Source organism: Faecousia sp. (assembly GCF_048519415.1).
Lineage (GTDB): Bacteria > Bacillota > Clostridia > Oscillospirales > Oscillospiraceae > JAZOXB01.
Genome location: NZ_DBFZUT010000057.1, coordinates 44,920 through 58,463 on the forward strand (window position 1 = coordinate 44,920; position 13,544 = coordinate 58,463).

The following is a 13,544-nucleotide window of genomic DNA, read 5'->3' on the forward strand; positions in this document are numbered from 1 at the left end:
GAGAAGAAGTATGGCTGAACTGACGCCGATGATGCGGCAGTATCTGGAGATCAAGGAACGGCACCCGGACTGCATCCTGTTTTTCCGTCTGGGCGATTTTTATGAAATGTTTGCCGACGATGCCAAGCTTGCTTCCCATGAGCTTGACCTGACGCTCACAACGCGGGACCGCGGCAAGGAGAAGTCCGAGCAGGTCCCCATGTGCGGCGTGCCGTATCACTCGGCAGAGAGCTATATCGCAAGGCTCGTTGCGCGCGGCTACAAGGTCGCCATCTGCGAGCAGATGGAGGACCCTGCGCTGGCCAAGGGCCTTGTCAAGCGGGATATCACCCGCATCGTCACGCCGGGCACGGTCATCGAAAGCTCCATGCTCGACGAGAGCCGCAACAATTATTTTGCCTGCGTCTTCGGCGAGGGCGGCCGCTACGGCCTGAGCTTCTGCGATATTTCGACCGGCGCGTTCTATGCCACGCAGGCCGAGGGCGCAGAGGCCATGGAGCGCGTCATCTCCGAGCTGGGGCGCTTTGCCCCGGCCGAGGTGCTGCGCGGCGGCGACGCGGCCAAAAGCGAGGAGCTGACCCGCACACTGCAGGAGCGGCTGAGCTGCTGCGCCGATCTCGGCGCGGACGAGCTGTTTGCTCCGCAGGAGACGGCGCAGCTCGTGGAAAAGCAGTTCGGCAAGCCGCTCGATGAGCTTGGCCTCACGGAGCGGCCGGAGGTCTGGCGCAGCGCGGGCGCGCTGCTGCGGACGCTCTGCGAGCTGCAGAAAACGGGCCTTTCCCATGTGCGGGAGCTGGAATTCTATGTCAGCGGCCGCTTCATGGAGCTGGACCTCAGTGCCCGGCGCAATCTGGAGCTGACGGAGACCATGCGCGCGGGGGAAAAGCGCGGCAGTCTCCTGTGGGTGCTGGACCATACCAAAACGGCCATGGGCAGCCGCATGCTGCGCAGCTGGCTGGAAAAGCCGCTGCTCAGCCCGAAGCGCATCAACGCGCGCCTCGACGCCGTGGAGGAGCTGACGAAAAACAGCATCGGCCGCGACGAGCTTGTGCACATGCTGCAGGACGTCTCGGACTATGAGCGCGTGACGGCCCGCATCGTCACAGGCGCGGCGAACTGCCGCGACCTGGTCTCGCTCGGAAACGGCTGCGAGCCGCTGCCGGAGCTACGCGCCGCCATCGGCGGGCTGCATGCCTCGCTGTTCGGCGTGCTGCTGGACGAATTGGACGATCTTTCCGACCTGCGGGACGAAATTCGGAACGCCATTGTGGACGAGCCCCCGTTTTCCGTGCGCGAGGGCGGCATGATCCGCGACGGCTACAGCGAAGAACTGGACCAGCTGCGTGACATCGTCTCGGGCGGCAAGGGAACGCTGGCCCGCATCGAAGCCGAGGAGCGCGAGAAGACCGGCATCAAGACCCTGCGCGTCGGCTACAACCGCGTGTTCGGCTATTATATCGAAGTCTCAAAGGGCCAGACGGCCCAGGTCCCGGAGACCTACATCCGCAAGCAGACGCTCACAACGGGCGAACGCTATATCACCCCGGAGCTCAAGGAGCTCGAGCGCACGATCCTGACGGCAAAGGACCGCATCACGGCGCTGGAATACGAGCTGTTCTCACAGGTGCGCCAGCATCTGGCCGACCAGTCCGCCCGCATCCAGCGCACGGCGCGCGCCGTGGCCGCGCTGGACGTGCTGACGAATTTTGCGGCGCTGGCCGCCCGGCAGAATTACTGCCGCCCGGAGATCGACCTCTCCGGCGAGCTGCATATCACAGACGGCCGCCATCCCGTCGTGGAGCAGGTGCTCAAGGATGCGCTGTTCGTCCCGAACGACACGGCGCTCGACTGCGGCGCGAACCGCGTTGCCATTCTGACCGGCCCGAATATGGCCGGTAAATCCACCTATATGCGGCAGGTCGCCCTCATTGTGCTGATGGCGCAGATGGGCTGCTTCGTCCCGGCGCGCACGGCGCGCATCGGCGTGGTGGATCGCATCTTCACACGCATCGGGGCTTCGGACGATCTGGCCTCCGGCCAGTCCACGTTCATGGTGGAGATGACGGAGGTCGCGGAGATCCTGAAGCACGCGACGTCGCACAGCCTGCTCATCCTCGATGAGATCGGCCGCGGCACGTCGACATTCGACGGCATGGCCATTGCCCGCGCCGTTCTCGAATATGCCGCCGACAAAAAGCGCATCGGCGCAAAGACGCTCTTTGCCACACACTATCACGAGCTGACGGACATCGAGCAGGAGATCGAGGGCGTGCGGAACTACAACATTGCCGTGCGCAAGCGCGGCGCGGACATCGTGTTCCTGCGCAAGATCGTCCCCGGCGCTGCCGACGATTCCTACGGCGTCGAGGTCGCGCGGCTGGCCGGTCTGCCGGATAAAGTCGTCTCCCGCGCGCGGGAGCTGCTGCGGGCGCTCGAGAGCGGCGCACCCGTGCGCACGGTGCGCGTGGCGGCGGACGACCAGATCTCCATCATGAGTATGGAGAACGACGCCCTGCGGCGGAAGCTCGAGTCGCTTGCGATCGAGACCATGACGCCGATCGAGGCCATGAACGCCCTGTTCGAGCTGAAGAAAATGCTCTGACGGAAAGGAGAAAATGCCGGATGAGCTGGATGTTTCCCCGCCGCAGCGGGATCCGGGCGCCCGAGCCGCGCGAATGGATCCTCGGCGCACTGTATCTGCCTGTTTTTCTCTTTTTTTTGAATTTTGCGATCCTTGCCTACTTTCCGGCACTCGGCTTTCCGCTGACGGAGCCGCGCAATTACTTTTTCGCGAATCTGCTCTATATGACCGTGAATTTTGCCGTCATGCTCCTGATCTTCCGCCGCACGCTTTGGCAGTCACTTCGGGAATTCGAGGGGAAAATGCTCCTGAGCGTGCTGATCGGCTTTGGCATGTGCTATGGCGCGAACCTTGTGCTGACGACGGCCTATACGGTATTGGATATCATGCCGGAGAACTACAATCAAGAGGCCGTCAACTCCCTGCTCGGCGGTTACCCGCTGGCCATGACGCTCTGCACCGTCGTGCTCGCGCCGCTGGCGGAGGAGTGCCTGTTCCGCGGCGTGCTGTTTGCGCCGCTGGCGCGCAGATGCCTCCCGGCTGCCTATGCGCTGTCCATGTTCCTGTTTGCGGGGATGCATGTGTTCCAATTCCTTGGCTCCATGACTGCGGCCAATACGATCCTGTGCCTGAGCCTCTATCTCCCGGCGAGCTTCTCGCTGTGCTGGGTCTATCAGAAGACGGGCAACATCTGGGCCGGTATTTTCCTGCATATGTTCATCAATTTCCAATCTGTGCTTGCGAGCCTTCTGCGCTCGCTGATGCAAGCGTTCCTGTGAGGTAGTTATGCCAAAGATCCAACAGCTTTCTCCCCATGTCGCCGACCTGATCGCCGCTGGCGAGGTCGTGGAGCGCCCGGCCAGCGCCGCAAAGGAGCTGGTCGAAAACGCCATCGACGCCGGGGCCCGTAAGGTCACGGTCGAGCTGCACGACGGGGGCATGACGTTCCTGCGCGTGACGGACGACGGCTGCGGCATGGCGGCGGAGGACGTGGAGACGGCCTTCCTGCGCCATGCCACGAGCAAGCTCCATGAGGCGGCCGATCTGGAGGCCATCCACACGCTCGGCTTCCGCGGCGAGGCGCTGGCGGCCATTTCCTCCGTCTCGCGCATCGACGTGCTGACGAAGACGGCGGACGCGCCCTTCGGCACGAGTCTGCATCTCGAGGCGGGCGTTGTGACGGAGCGCGGCGAGGCGGGCTGTCCGAACGGCACGACCATGCTCGTGCGTGACCTGTTTTACAATACACCTGCGCGCATGAAGTTCATGAAGCGAGACTCCGTGGAGGCCTCCGCCGTGCTCAGCACGGTGCAGCGCCTTGCGCTGGCTCATCCGGAGGTAGCCGTGCGCGTGCTGCGCGACGGACAGGAGCAGCTCTCCACGCCCGGCGACGGCGAGCTCCTCAGCGCGATCTATGCCGTCATGGGCCGCCAGACCGCGCAGGAGATGACCCCGGTGGACGGGAGCTGGGACAAGCTCTCCGTCACGGGCTTTGTGACCCGCCCGGCCGCGACGCGCGGCACGCGGGGCAGCCAGATCTTTTTTGTCAACGGGCGGCATGTCCGCTCCAAGCTCATGACGGCCGCGCTCGAGCAGGCCTACCGCAATCAGCTCCTGCAGGGTCGTTTCCCGGCCTGCGTGCTGCATCTGCACCTGCCGGAGCATCTTGTGGACGTCAATGTGCACCCCGCGAAGACGGAGGTGCGCTTCCTGCGCGAGCAGGAGGTGTTCGACTGCGTGCATTACGGCGTGCTCGGCGCGCTGGAGCAGGCCTCCGGCCGCGTGCAGATGAAGCTGAAGCCGCAGAACGACGGAAATTCTGCCTTCCGCACCATGTCGGCGGCGGAATACCGCGCCGCAGCGGCCGCCCTGCAGGACGGCCCGCGCCCGGCGGCCTCCCGCACGGTGCTCGAGCAGATCGGCTCGCTGACGGAGCGCCGCGACGGTGCGGCGCTTGCTTCGCCGAAGCCGGTGCAGCCTGTGACCCGTCCTGAACCGCCCTGCCCGGTCCCACAGCCTGCTGCGCCGGTGCAGCAGCGGAAAGCGCCCGTACAGATGCCGCCTCCGCAGTCTAAGCTGCAGACGCCCACGCAGCAGGAAGAGCCGCCGGTGAAGCACGATGAGCCGGTCCCTCCGGAACCAAAACAGGCGGAGGAGACGCAGCAGGAGCTCCCGCTGCCCAAGGTACCGGATTACCGCATCATCGGCGAGGCGCTGAACACCTACATCCTCGTTGAGCAGGCAGGGAGTCTGCTCCTCATCGACAAGCATGCCGCGCACGAGCGCATCCTGTTTGAAAAGCTCCGCGCCGACACGGAACCTGTGATGCCGCAGCTGCTGCTCACGCCCGTGCTGTGCGAGCCGGAGCGCGAGGAGGCGGCCGTGCTGCTGGAAAATGCCGAGCTGCTGGCGCAGTACGGCTATGAGATCTCGGATTACGGCGACGGCGTGCTCGCCATCCGCCAGATCCCCACGGAGATCGCGCCGGACGACGCCGCGCAGAGTCTGACCGCGCTGGCGGCCGAGCTTCTGACCGGGCGGCACGCCGACCCGACGGAGCTGCGCGACCGCCTGCTGCACACCATCGCCTGCAAGGCCGCCATCAAGGGCGGCTGGCACACCGACCCAAAGGAGTGGGAGGCCGTGGTGCACGAGGTGCTGACGCGCAATGACCTGAAATACTGCCCGCACGGCCGTCCCATCTGTCTGGAGCTGACGGCTTCGCAGCTTGAGCGGCAGTTCAAGAGGGCCTGACCATGGAGCAGCGAGACAATATGATCTGCATCGTCGGCCCGACGGCCTCCGGCAAGACGGCCCTGTCCGTCCGACTGGCGCAGGCGCTCGGCGGCGAGATCGTTTCGTTCGACTCCATGCAGGTCTACCGCCGCATGGATATCGGCACGGCAAAGCCCACGCCCGAGGAGCGCTGCGGCGTGCCGCACCACATGCTCGACGTGGCGGACCCGGCGGAGAATTACTCCGTCAGCCGCTATGTGCAGGAGGCGGACGCCTGCGTGCAGGACATCCTGTCGCGCGGGAAGCCCGTCATTCTGGTCGGCGGCACGGGGCTTTATATCGATTCTCTCATCGCGGGGCGGCAGTTTGCGCCGCTGCCGCAGACCGGCAGGCGCGAGGCTCTGGAGCGCCGCGCGGCCGAGGAGGGCGCACAGCCGCTTCTGGACGAGCTGCGCGCCGTGGACCCCGAGCGGGCGGCGCGGCTGTCCGTTTCGGACATAAAGCGCATCGTCCGCGCGCTGGAGATCTGGCAGGAGACCGGCAGGACCATGACGGACTTCGACCGGGAGAGCCGGGCGATCCCGCCGCGCTACCGGCCGCTGTGGCTCGGCCTGCACTTCCCGGAGCGCGCGCAGCTCTATGCCCGCATCGATCTGCGCGTGGAGCTGATGTATGCGCAGGGACTTGCGCAGGAGGTCCGCGCGTTGCTTGACAGCGGCGTGCCGGACCGGGCGACGAGCCTGCAGGCCATCGGCTATAAGCAGGTCGTGCAGGCGCTGGAGGAGGGCCTGCCGCCGGAGGCGGCGCTCGGGACCATCCAGCAGGCCACGCGGCGCTATGCCAAGCGCCAGATGACGTGGTTCCGCGCCAATCCCGCCGTGCAGTGGCTCGATGCCTCTGCGGGCGCAGACGAGATTTTCCGCGCGGCCCTGCAAAAAGCGGCCGATTTCGACAGCGGAATCTGATACAATCGTGGTATTCCAACACCGGCTGAGCCGGAAAACAAAGAAAAGGAGTACCACATATGGCAAACACGGAAAATTTGCAGGATCTGATCTTAAACGAGGTGCGCCGCGAGCACACGGCCGTGACCATGTTCCTCATGAACGGCTTCCAGCTCAAGGGCATCGTGACGGGCTTTGACAACTTCGTCGTTGTGCTCAGCTCGGACGGCAAGCAGCAGATGATCTACAAGCACGCCATCTCCACGCTTGTCCCGGCACAGCCCGTTCGTACCTGAAGACCCTGCTCCCGCGGGCCGCGGGCCGAGTGCCCCGGCCGGACAGGAGTACCCAGATGAAAAAGCAGGGAGACCTTTACCTGAAAATCGTATCCATCGTATTGGCAGGCATCGTGGTGGCCTATCTCGTGCTGTCGGTCCTTTTCGGCAGCGGCGGGAGCAGCTACACCCTCGAGACTGCCGTGCGCTGCGAAGCCGGCGACGGGCAGACCGTTTCCGGCTTTGTAGTGCGTGAGGAGGAGATCATCACGGCCTCACAGCCCGTTGTGGTCTGCGCCCTGACCGAGGGCGAGCGCGTCGGCAGCGGGCAGCGCGTGGCAGACGGCTATCAGACCTCTGCGGCGCGCGAAAAGCGCGACAGGCTCACGGCCCTGCAGGAACAGCTTTCGCAGCTGCGCTATGCGGCCTCCGGCACGGCAGGGGAGGACACGACCCAGACGGACGACGCCATCGAAAAGGCCCTCGGCGAGCTGGCTGCACTGACGGCCCGCCGCGATCTGACGGAGGCCGACGATGTGATGTCCGAGCTGCAGCCGCTCGTGCTGCGCCGCAGCGTGACGGCAGACGACGCCGCGCGCATGGAGGGCCGCATCGCCGAGCTCGAGTCGCAGATCTCCGCGCTCTCCGCCGAGACGGAGCAGAGCGCCGAGGCCGTGACGGTCGAGAGCGCCGGCTATTTTTCCGAGCAGACGGACGGCCTTGAGCGCGTGCTCACGCCGGAGAGCGTGCTGCAGATGAAGCCGAGCGAGCTGCGCGCCGCTGCGCAGCATGCGTCTGCCGTTCCGGGCAATGCCGTCGGCAGGCTCATCACGGGCCAGAAGTGGTATTTTGCAGCCGAGATCCCGGAGGCGCGCGCGGAGCAGACTGCCGCGGGCGAGACGCTGACCGTCAGCTTCGGACTGGAAAAGCTCTCCCAGATCAGAATGCAGGTCGAGGCCATCAGCGAGGCGGAGGACGGCGTTTGTACCATCGTGCTGTCCTGCGAGCGCGAGCCGCAGGAGGTCACGGCCCTGCGCCGCCAGAGCGCGGATATCATTTTCTCCTCTTATACCGGCCTGCGCGTGCCGAAGCAGGCGCTCTATATGGTCGATGGGCAGGCGGGCGTCTATGTGCTCGAGGGTGCACGCGCCCGCTGGAAGCCGGTGGAGATCCTTTATGCGTACGGAGACGGCTACGTTGTCGAGCTGGATCAGTCCAGCACGGGAAACCTCTGGCCGGGCGACGATATTATCCTGACCTCGGATGACATCGAGGACGGAAAGGTGATGGAAGCATGAGCATGATCACGGAAAACGTGGCGCAGATCCGCAGCCGGATCGCGGCTGCCGCCCGGGCTGCCGGGCGCGACCCGGCGGACATCCGCCTGTGCGCCGCAACAAAAATGAACGACAGTGCCGCCGTGCGCGAGGCCATTGCGGCCGGGGTGGACTGCTGCGGCGAGAACCGCGTGCAGGAGCTGGTCAAAAAGCTGGACGAGCATGCCTATGACGGCGCTCCGGTGCACTTCATCGGCGCGCTGCAGCGCAATAAGGTCCGGCAGGTCGTCGGGCAGGTCGATGTGATCGAGTCCGTGGACCGCCGCGAGCTGCTTGCGGATATCAATGCCGAGGCCGCCAAGCGCGGCATCGTGCAGGATATCCTGCTGGAGGTCAACGCCGGCGGCGAGAAGCAGAAGTCCGGCTTCCTGCTGAAGGAATTCCCCCGAATCGTGGAAGAAATGGCAGATTATCCCGCCGTTCGCGTGCGCGGATTGATGACGGTGCCGCCGATCGGCAGGAAAAAGGGCGATAATTGCAGATATTTTCAAAAAATTCGCAGAATTGCTGTTGACATAACAGCCCAAAAATACGATAATATTTTTATGGATTTTTTGTCGATGGGAATGACGGACGATTTCGAGGACGCCATTGCCTGCGGCAGCACCATGGTGCGCATCGGCACGGCCATTTTCGGGCCGCGGAACTATGCGCAGGCAAAGAGCGATTAACGATTATATCGAAACAATATTGGAGGACGAACCCATGGGATTTATGGACGAACTGAAGAAGCTGACTCACCCGTATTCCGAACCGGAAGAGGATGATTATGATGATTATGACGACGAGCCGCTGGACAACGATCCCGCTCCCGCGCCTCAGTCTTCCCGCCGCAGCTATAGCCGCAGCACCCCGGCCGCGCAGGATACGCAGACGACCCGCGGCGGCAACAAGGTCGTGAATATCAACGCCACCACCCAGCTGCAGGTCGTGCTGGTCAAGCCGGACCGCTTTGATCTGGTCTCCGACATCGCCGATCACCTGCGCGACAAGCAGGCCGTCGTGCTGAACCTCGAGTCCACGAACAAGGACGTCGCCCGCCGTCTGGTGGACTTCCTCTCCGGCTGCGCCTATGCGCTCGACGGCAAGATCAAGAAAATCGCCATTTCCACCTATCTCATCACGCCGTACAACGTGGATGTCGTTGGCGATCTCGTTGAGGAACTCGAAAATAACGGGATGTACTTCTAAGGTGCGTTCCATCCCACGCAAGACAGAGACAGGAGCTGAAGACGATGCTGACCCCGCAGCAGATCCAGGACATCAGCTTTGAGAAGGCGCTGTTCGGCGGATACGATATGGACTCCGTCGATGACATTCTCGAGCCGCTGACCGAGGACTATGTTACCCTCTATAAAGAAAATTCCGTGCTGAAGAGCAAGATGCGCATTCTTGTGGAAAAGCTGGAGGAATACCGCAAGCAGGAGGCTTCCATGCAGAACGCCCTGCTTGCCGCGCAGAAGACGTGCGACCAGATGGTCGCGGACGCCGAGAAAAAGTGCGCGCAGATGCTGCATGAGGCAGAGGATGCCGCCAGCGCTAAGACGAACAATGTCGACGCTCTCGTCGGCGAGGAGCAGGAGCGCCTCGATGCGGCCAAGGCCGCCACGTCGCAGTTTCTGGACGGCATGGAAAAGCGCCTGAAGCGCCAGCTCGAGCTTATCGACGAGCTGCGCAGGGAGACGCCGCTCACGCCCTCCCAGCCGGAGGAGCCGGAGCGCGTCCACCGCTTCACCCCGCCGGTGGAGCCGCAGACCCCCGTGCTGACCCCGAAGGAGCAGCCGAAGGAGCCGTCTCACAACCGCGCCTATGACTACGAGGCAGAGCAGTCTCATCCCTCCGCCGAGGAGAAGGCCGACGCCCTCATCGAGGAGATCGGCCAGCAGATCGAGCAGAGCCTCAGCGGCTCGACGCTCGGCGACATCGCGCAGGAGGATCACTCCGGCGATACGCGCAAGCTCGACACGCTGCACGGCTTCCCCGTGAGCAAAAAATTTGAAGATCTGCAGTTCGGGCGGAATTACGACCCGAAAAAGCGGTAAGAATCTCTGTACATTCGTACCGGAACCGAATACCGATCAAGCGACGAAGGGGACGGACCTGCGGACCCCGCGCGTTCAGAAAGCTGCCGGGGGATGCAAGGCAGACGCGCGCTGCAGGGCATCACCCCGGAGCTTTTCCCCGGAAGGGCCATGCGCCTGCGTAAGGGGAGACGGCCTGCGCCCGTTATCGCGCCCCAAGCGCCCCCTTCCGGGGGAACAGGAGTGGTACCGCAGAGAAATCCTCTGTCTCTTGATGAGACAGAGGATTTTTTGGGACAACACCGCACAATCGCTTCTTCGAACTTCGCCGGATATTTTTCGCCGATTGTTCTTGCTGAATTGTGCGGTGCCGTCCGGAAACAGATAATAACCTGTTACGAACGGTTAAAAGAAATAAATGGAGGCATTTATGGACTATAAGAACACCATCATCACCCCGAAGACGGACTTCCCGATGCGCGCGGGCCTGCCGCAGCGCGAGCCGGGCATGCTGGAGCACTGGAACAAGATCGACGTCTACAGCCTGATGCTCGAAAAGAACGAGGGCAAGCCCGCGTTCATCCTGCACGACGGCCCTCCGTTCTCCAACGGCGATATCCACATGGGCCACGCGCTCAATAAGACGCTCAAGGACTTCATCGTCCGCTCCCATGCGATGCGCGGCTATTACACGCCCTATGTTCCCGGCTGGGACAACCACGGCATGCCCATTGAATCCGCCATCATCAAGAAGAACAAGCTCAACCACAAGGCCATGCCGATCCCGGAGTTCCGCAATGCCTGTCAGGCCTTTGCACAGGACTTCATCGACCGTCAGATGAGCGGCTTCCGCCGCCTCGGCGTCCTCGGCGATTGGCAGCATCCCTATAAAACCATGGACAAGGCCTTTGAGGCCGAGGAGGTCAAGGTCTTCGGCGAGATGTACCGCAAGGGCTATATCTACAAGGGCCTGAAGCCCGTGTACTGGTGCCCCAAGGACGAGACGGCGCTGGCCGAGGCCGAAATCGAGTATCAGGACGATCCCTGCACGTCCATCTATGTCAAGTTCGCCCTGAAGGACACGAAGGGCAAGCTCGAGGCTGAAAACACCTATGTTATCATCTGGACGACGACGACGTGGACGCTGCCCGGCAATCTCGCCATCGCCCTGAACCCGCAGGAGAGCTATGTTGTCGTCAAGGCGGCAAACGGCGAGCGCTATCTCGTCGCCGAGGCGCTGCTTGAAAAGACGATGAAGGCCGGCGGCATCGAGGAATATGAGATCGTCGAGCGCCATGAGGGCCGTTACTTTGAATATATGACGGCACAGCATCCGTTCTTGCCGCGCGAGTCTCTGCTTGTCTGCGCGGACTATGTCACGATGGATTCCGGCACGGGCTGCGTCCACACCGCCCCGGGCTTCGGCGCGGACGACTATCAGACCTGCCGCCGCTATAACATCGATCTGATCGTCCCCGTGGACGACCGCGGCCGCCAGACCGAGGCTGCCGGCAAGTATGCAGGCCTGCGCTATGACGAGTCCAACGCCGTCATTCTGGCCGACCTGAAGGAGAGCGGCGCGCTGTTCGCCTCCGAGGAATTCACGCACAGCTATCCGCACTGCTGGCGCTGCAAGAGCCCGATCATCTTCCGTGCCACCCCGCAGTGGTTCTGCTCCGTCGAGTCCTTCAAGGACGAGGCCGTCGCCGCCTGCGACAATGTCAAGTGGCTGCCCGCGTGGGGCAAGGACCGCATGGTCGCCATGATCCGCGACCGCGCCGACTGGTGCATCTCCCGTCAGCGCCGCTGGGGCCTGCCGATCCCGGTGTTCTACTGCAAGGACTGCGGCAAGCCCGTCTGCACCCCGGAGACCATCGCCCACATCTCCGCCCTGTTCGGCGAGCACGGCTCGAACATCTGGTTTGAGCGCGAGGCCATGGAGCTTGTCCCTGAGGGCCTGAGCTGCCCGCACTGCGGCGGCAGAACATTCGAAATGGAGACCGACACGCTCGACGGCTGGTTCGACTCCGGCTCGACGCACATTGCCTCCCTGCGCCGCGAGCATCCGGACCAGTGGCCCGCGACGATGTATCTCGAGGGCGCCGATCAGTACCGCGGCTGGTTCCAGTCGAGCCTGCTGACGTCTGTTGGCGCGCTCGGGCAGGGCGCACCGTTCCGTGAGTGCCTGACCCATGGCTGGACGGTCGACGGCGAGGGCAAGGCCATGCACAAGTCCCTCGGCAACGGCGTCGACCCGGCCGACCTCATCCGCGATTTCGGTGCAGATATCGTGCGTCTGTGGGCCGCCTCTGCGGACTACCGCGCCGATGTGCGCTGCTCGAAGGAGATCTTCAAGCAGCTCAGCCAGAATTACCTGAAGTTCCGCAACACGGCCCGCTACTGCCTCGGCAACCTCGATGGCTTCGACGCGGAGCATCTTGTCGCGCCGGAGGATATGCTGGAGCTGGACCGCTGGGCTGTCACGAAGCTCAACGAACTGATCCGCACGGCCTTTGAAGCCTACGACAACTACGAATTCCACGTTCTGACCCACGCTATCAATGACTTCTGCGTCGTGGAGCTGTCCAGCTTCTATCTGGATATTCTGAAGGACCGCCTCTACTGTGAGTCCCGCAATGGCCTGAAGCGCCGCAGCGCGCAGACGGCGCTGTATCTCATCGTCGACGCCATGGCGCGGATGTTCGCGCCGATCCTGCCGTTCACCTGCGACGAGATCTGGCAGGCCATGCCGCATCGCGCGGGCGACGACGTGCGCAATGTCGTTCTGAACGAGATGGTGCAGCCCTATGAGGCCTACGCCCTCGATGCGGAGGCCATGGCTCGCTGGGATACGCTCATCGCCCTGCGCAGCGACGTCAACGGCGTGCTGGAGCAGGCCCGTGCGGACAAGCGCATCGGTAAGGCGCTCGAGGCCCATGTTGCCCTCTGCGCCCGCGACGAGGCGGCTGCCAAGGCCCTCGAGACCGTGAAGGACATGGACCTGACGGCCCTGCTGCTCGTTTCGGATGTCATCCTGACGGACGACGACCCCGATGCCGCGAACGTGACCGGCAGCGGGACCGCCTTCCCCGGCCTGCGCATTGAGGTGCGCAACGCCGAGGGCGTGAAGTGCCCGCGCTGCTGGATGCACTCGACGAAGGCCAATGCGGACGGCCTGTGCCCGCGCTGCGCCGCCGTCATGGCGGAGCTGGACCTAGGGAACCTCTGAATAAATCGGCTGCGGCGCTCAGCGGGTCTTTCGCCCCAACTTATCGGTTTGAAAATCTTGAAATACACAAAGTATTCCTGCAATTTCCAAACCTCAATTTGGAACAAAATCCCTCGCTGACCGCTCTTGCAATTGAATCAGAGGTTCCCCAGGAGAATAAACTTAGGCAGCACCGCACAATTGCATCTTCGGCCTTCGTCGGATATTTTTCGCCGAATCCTCTGGCTGAATTGTGCAGTGCCGCCAAAAAATGGAGGAGGACCGATCGGTCCTCCTCCACATTTATGTGCGCCCGGTGAGCGCACGTTCTATAGGGTGAAAGTCCCGAGTCCGCCCGGTAGCGGGAAGGGCTAGCCAAAGGCAAGGGTGTCCATCGTGAGGTGGAATCTGAAGAAAGCCGGATTTTGGGAGTTGAAAGGTC

The 13,544-nt window shown here is 63.3% G+C and carries 10 protein-coding genes; all 10 read left to right on the top strand.

What is annotated here, in order from left to right:
* Window positions 1-10: 10 nt before the first annotated feature.
* The 10 genes from mutS to ileS all read left to right on the top strand — a co-directional run bounded on the left by mutS (window position 11) and on the right by ileS (window position 13,123).
* On the top strand, window positions 11-2,602 hold the full coding sequence (gene mutS / locus ACMKFF_RS06245) for a DNA mismatch repair protein MutS (RefSeq protein ID WP_419496401.1): 2,592 nt from the start codon (window positions 11-13) through the stop codon (window positions 2,600-2,602).
* Between the two features lie 20 nt (window positions 2,603-2,622).
* Window positions 2,623-3,360 (top strand): CPBP family intramembrane glutamic endopeptidase, encoded by a 738-nt coding sequence (locus ACMKFF_RS06250; protein WP_419496402.1) that lies wholly within the window; start codon window positions 2,623-2,625, stop codon window positions 3,358-3,360.
* 7 nt (window positions 3,361-3,367) lie between these two features.
* Window positions 3,368-5,335, top strand: a complete 1,968-nt coding sequence (gene mutL, locus ACMKFF_RS06255; RefSeq protein ID WP_419496403.1) for a DNA mismatch repair endonuclease MutL — start codon at window positions 3,368-3,370, stop codon at window positions 5,333-5,335.
* 2 nt (window positions 5,336-5,337) lie between these two features.
* Window positions 5,338-6,282: a tRNA (adenosine(37)-N6)-dimethylallyltransferase MiaA gene (miaA, locus tag ACMKFF_RS06260; RefSeq protein WP_419496404.1), complete on the top strand. Its 945-nt coding sequence runs from the start codon at window positions 5,338-5,340 to the stop codon at window positions 6,280-6,282.
* Window positions 6,283-6,341: 59 nt separating this feature from the next.
* The gene (gene hfq / locus ACMKFF_RS06265; protein WP_349136687.1) at window positions 6,342-6,557 is read left to right on the top strand and encodes an RNA chaperone Hfq; all 216 of its coding nucleotides are present in this window, start codon (window positions 6,342-6,344) and stop codon (window positions 6,555-6,557) included.
* 56 nt (window positions 6,558-6,613) lie between these two features.
* On the top strand, window positions 6,614-7,834 hold the full coding sequence (locus ACMKFF_RS06270; protein WP_418468113.1) for an HlyD family efflux transporter periplasmic adaptor subunit: 1,221 nt from the start codon (window positions 6,614-6,616) through the stop codon (window positions 7,832-7,834).
* Entirely contained in the window at window positions 7,831-8,544 is a 714-nt protein-coding gene (locus tag ACMKFF_RS06275; RefSeq protein WP_419496405.1) for a YggS family pyridoxal phosphate-dependent enzyme, read from the top strand. Before ACMKFF_RS06270 ends, ACMKFF_RS06275 begins: the two co-directional genes overlap by 4 nt.
* Window positions 8,545-8,578: 34 nt before the next feature.
* Window positions 8,579-9,064, top strand: coding sequence for a cell division protein SepF (locus ACMKFF_RS06280; RefSeq protein WP_349136684.1), 486 nt, complete (start codon window positions 8,579-8,581; stop codon window positions 9,062-9,064).
* 44 nt (window positions 9,065-9,108) lie between these two features.
* Window positions 9,109-9,915, top strand: coding sequence for a DivIVA domain-containing protein (locus tag ACMKFF_RS06285; protein WP_349136683.1), 807 nt, complete (start codon window positions 9,109-9,111; stop codon window positions 9,913-9,915).
* 409 nt (window positions 9,916-10,324) lie between these two features.
* Window positions 10,325-13,123: an isoleucine--tRNA ligase gene (gene ileS, locus ACMKFF_RS06290; RefSeq protein ID WP_419496406.1), complete on the top strand. Its 2,799-nt coding sequence runs from the start codon at window positions 10,325-10,327 to the stop codon at window positions 13,121-13,123.
* The last annotated feature ends 421 nt before the right edge of the window (window positions 13,124-13,544 follow it).

What these genes read in the sequence shown, in the direction of transcription:
- ACMKFF_RS06285 (WP_349136683.1), top strand. Translation starts at nt 9,109, where the DNA reads ATGCTGACCCCGCAGCAGATCCAGGACATCAGCTTTGAGAAGGCGCTG.
- mutL (WP_419496403.1), top strand. Translation starts at nt 3,368, where the DNA reads ATGCCAAAGATCCAACAGCTTTCTCCCCATGTCGCCGACCTGATCGCC.
- ACMKFF_RS06250 (WP_419496402.1), top strand. Translation starts at nt 2,623, where the DNA reads ATGAGCTGGATGTTTCCCCGCCGCAGCGGGATCCGGGCGCCCGAGCCG.
- mutS (WP_419496401.1), top strand. Translation starts at nt 11, where the DNA reads ATGGCTGAACTGACGCCGATGATGCGGCAGTATCTGGAGATCAAGGAA.
- miaA (WP_419496404.1), top strand. Translation starts at nt 5,338, where the DNA reads ATGGAGCAGCGAGACAATATGATCTGCATCGTCGGCCCGACGGCCTCC.
- ACMKFF_RS06275 (WP_419496405.1), top strand. Translation starts at nt 7,831, where the DNA reads ATGAGCATGATCACGGAAAACGTGGCGCAGATCCGCAGCCGGATCGCG.
- hfq (WP_349136687.1), top strand. Translation starts at nt 6,342, where the DNA reads ATGGCAAACACGGAAAATTTGCAGGATCTGATCTTAAACGAGGTGCGC.
- ACMKFF_RS06280 (WP_349136684.1), top strand. Translation starts at nt 8,579, where the DNA reads ATGGGATTTATGGACGAACTGAAGAAGCTGACTCACCCGTATTCCGAA.
- ileS (WP_419496406.1), top strand. Translation starts at nt 10,325, where the DNA reads ATGGACTATAAGAACACCATCATCACCCCGAAGACGGACTTCCCGATG.
- ACMKFF_RS06270 (WP_418468113.1), top strand. Translation starts at nt 6,614, where the DNA reads ATGAAAAAGCAGGGAGACCTTTACCTGAAAATCGTATCCATCGTATTG.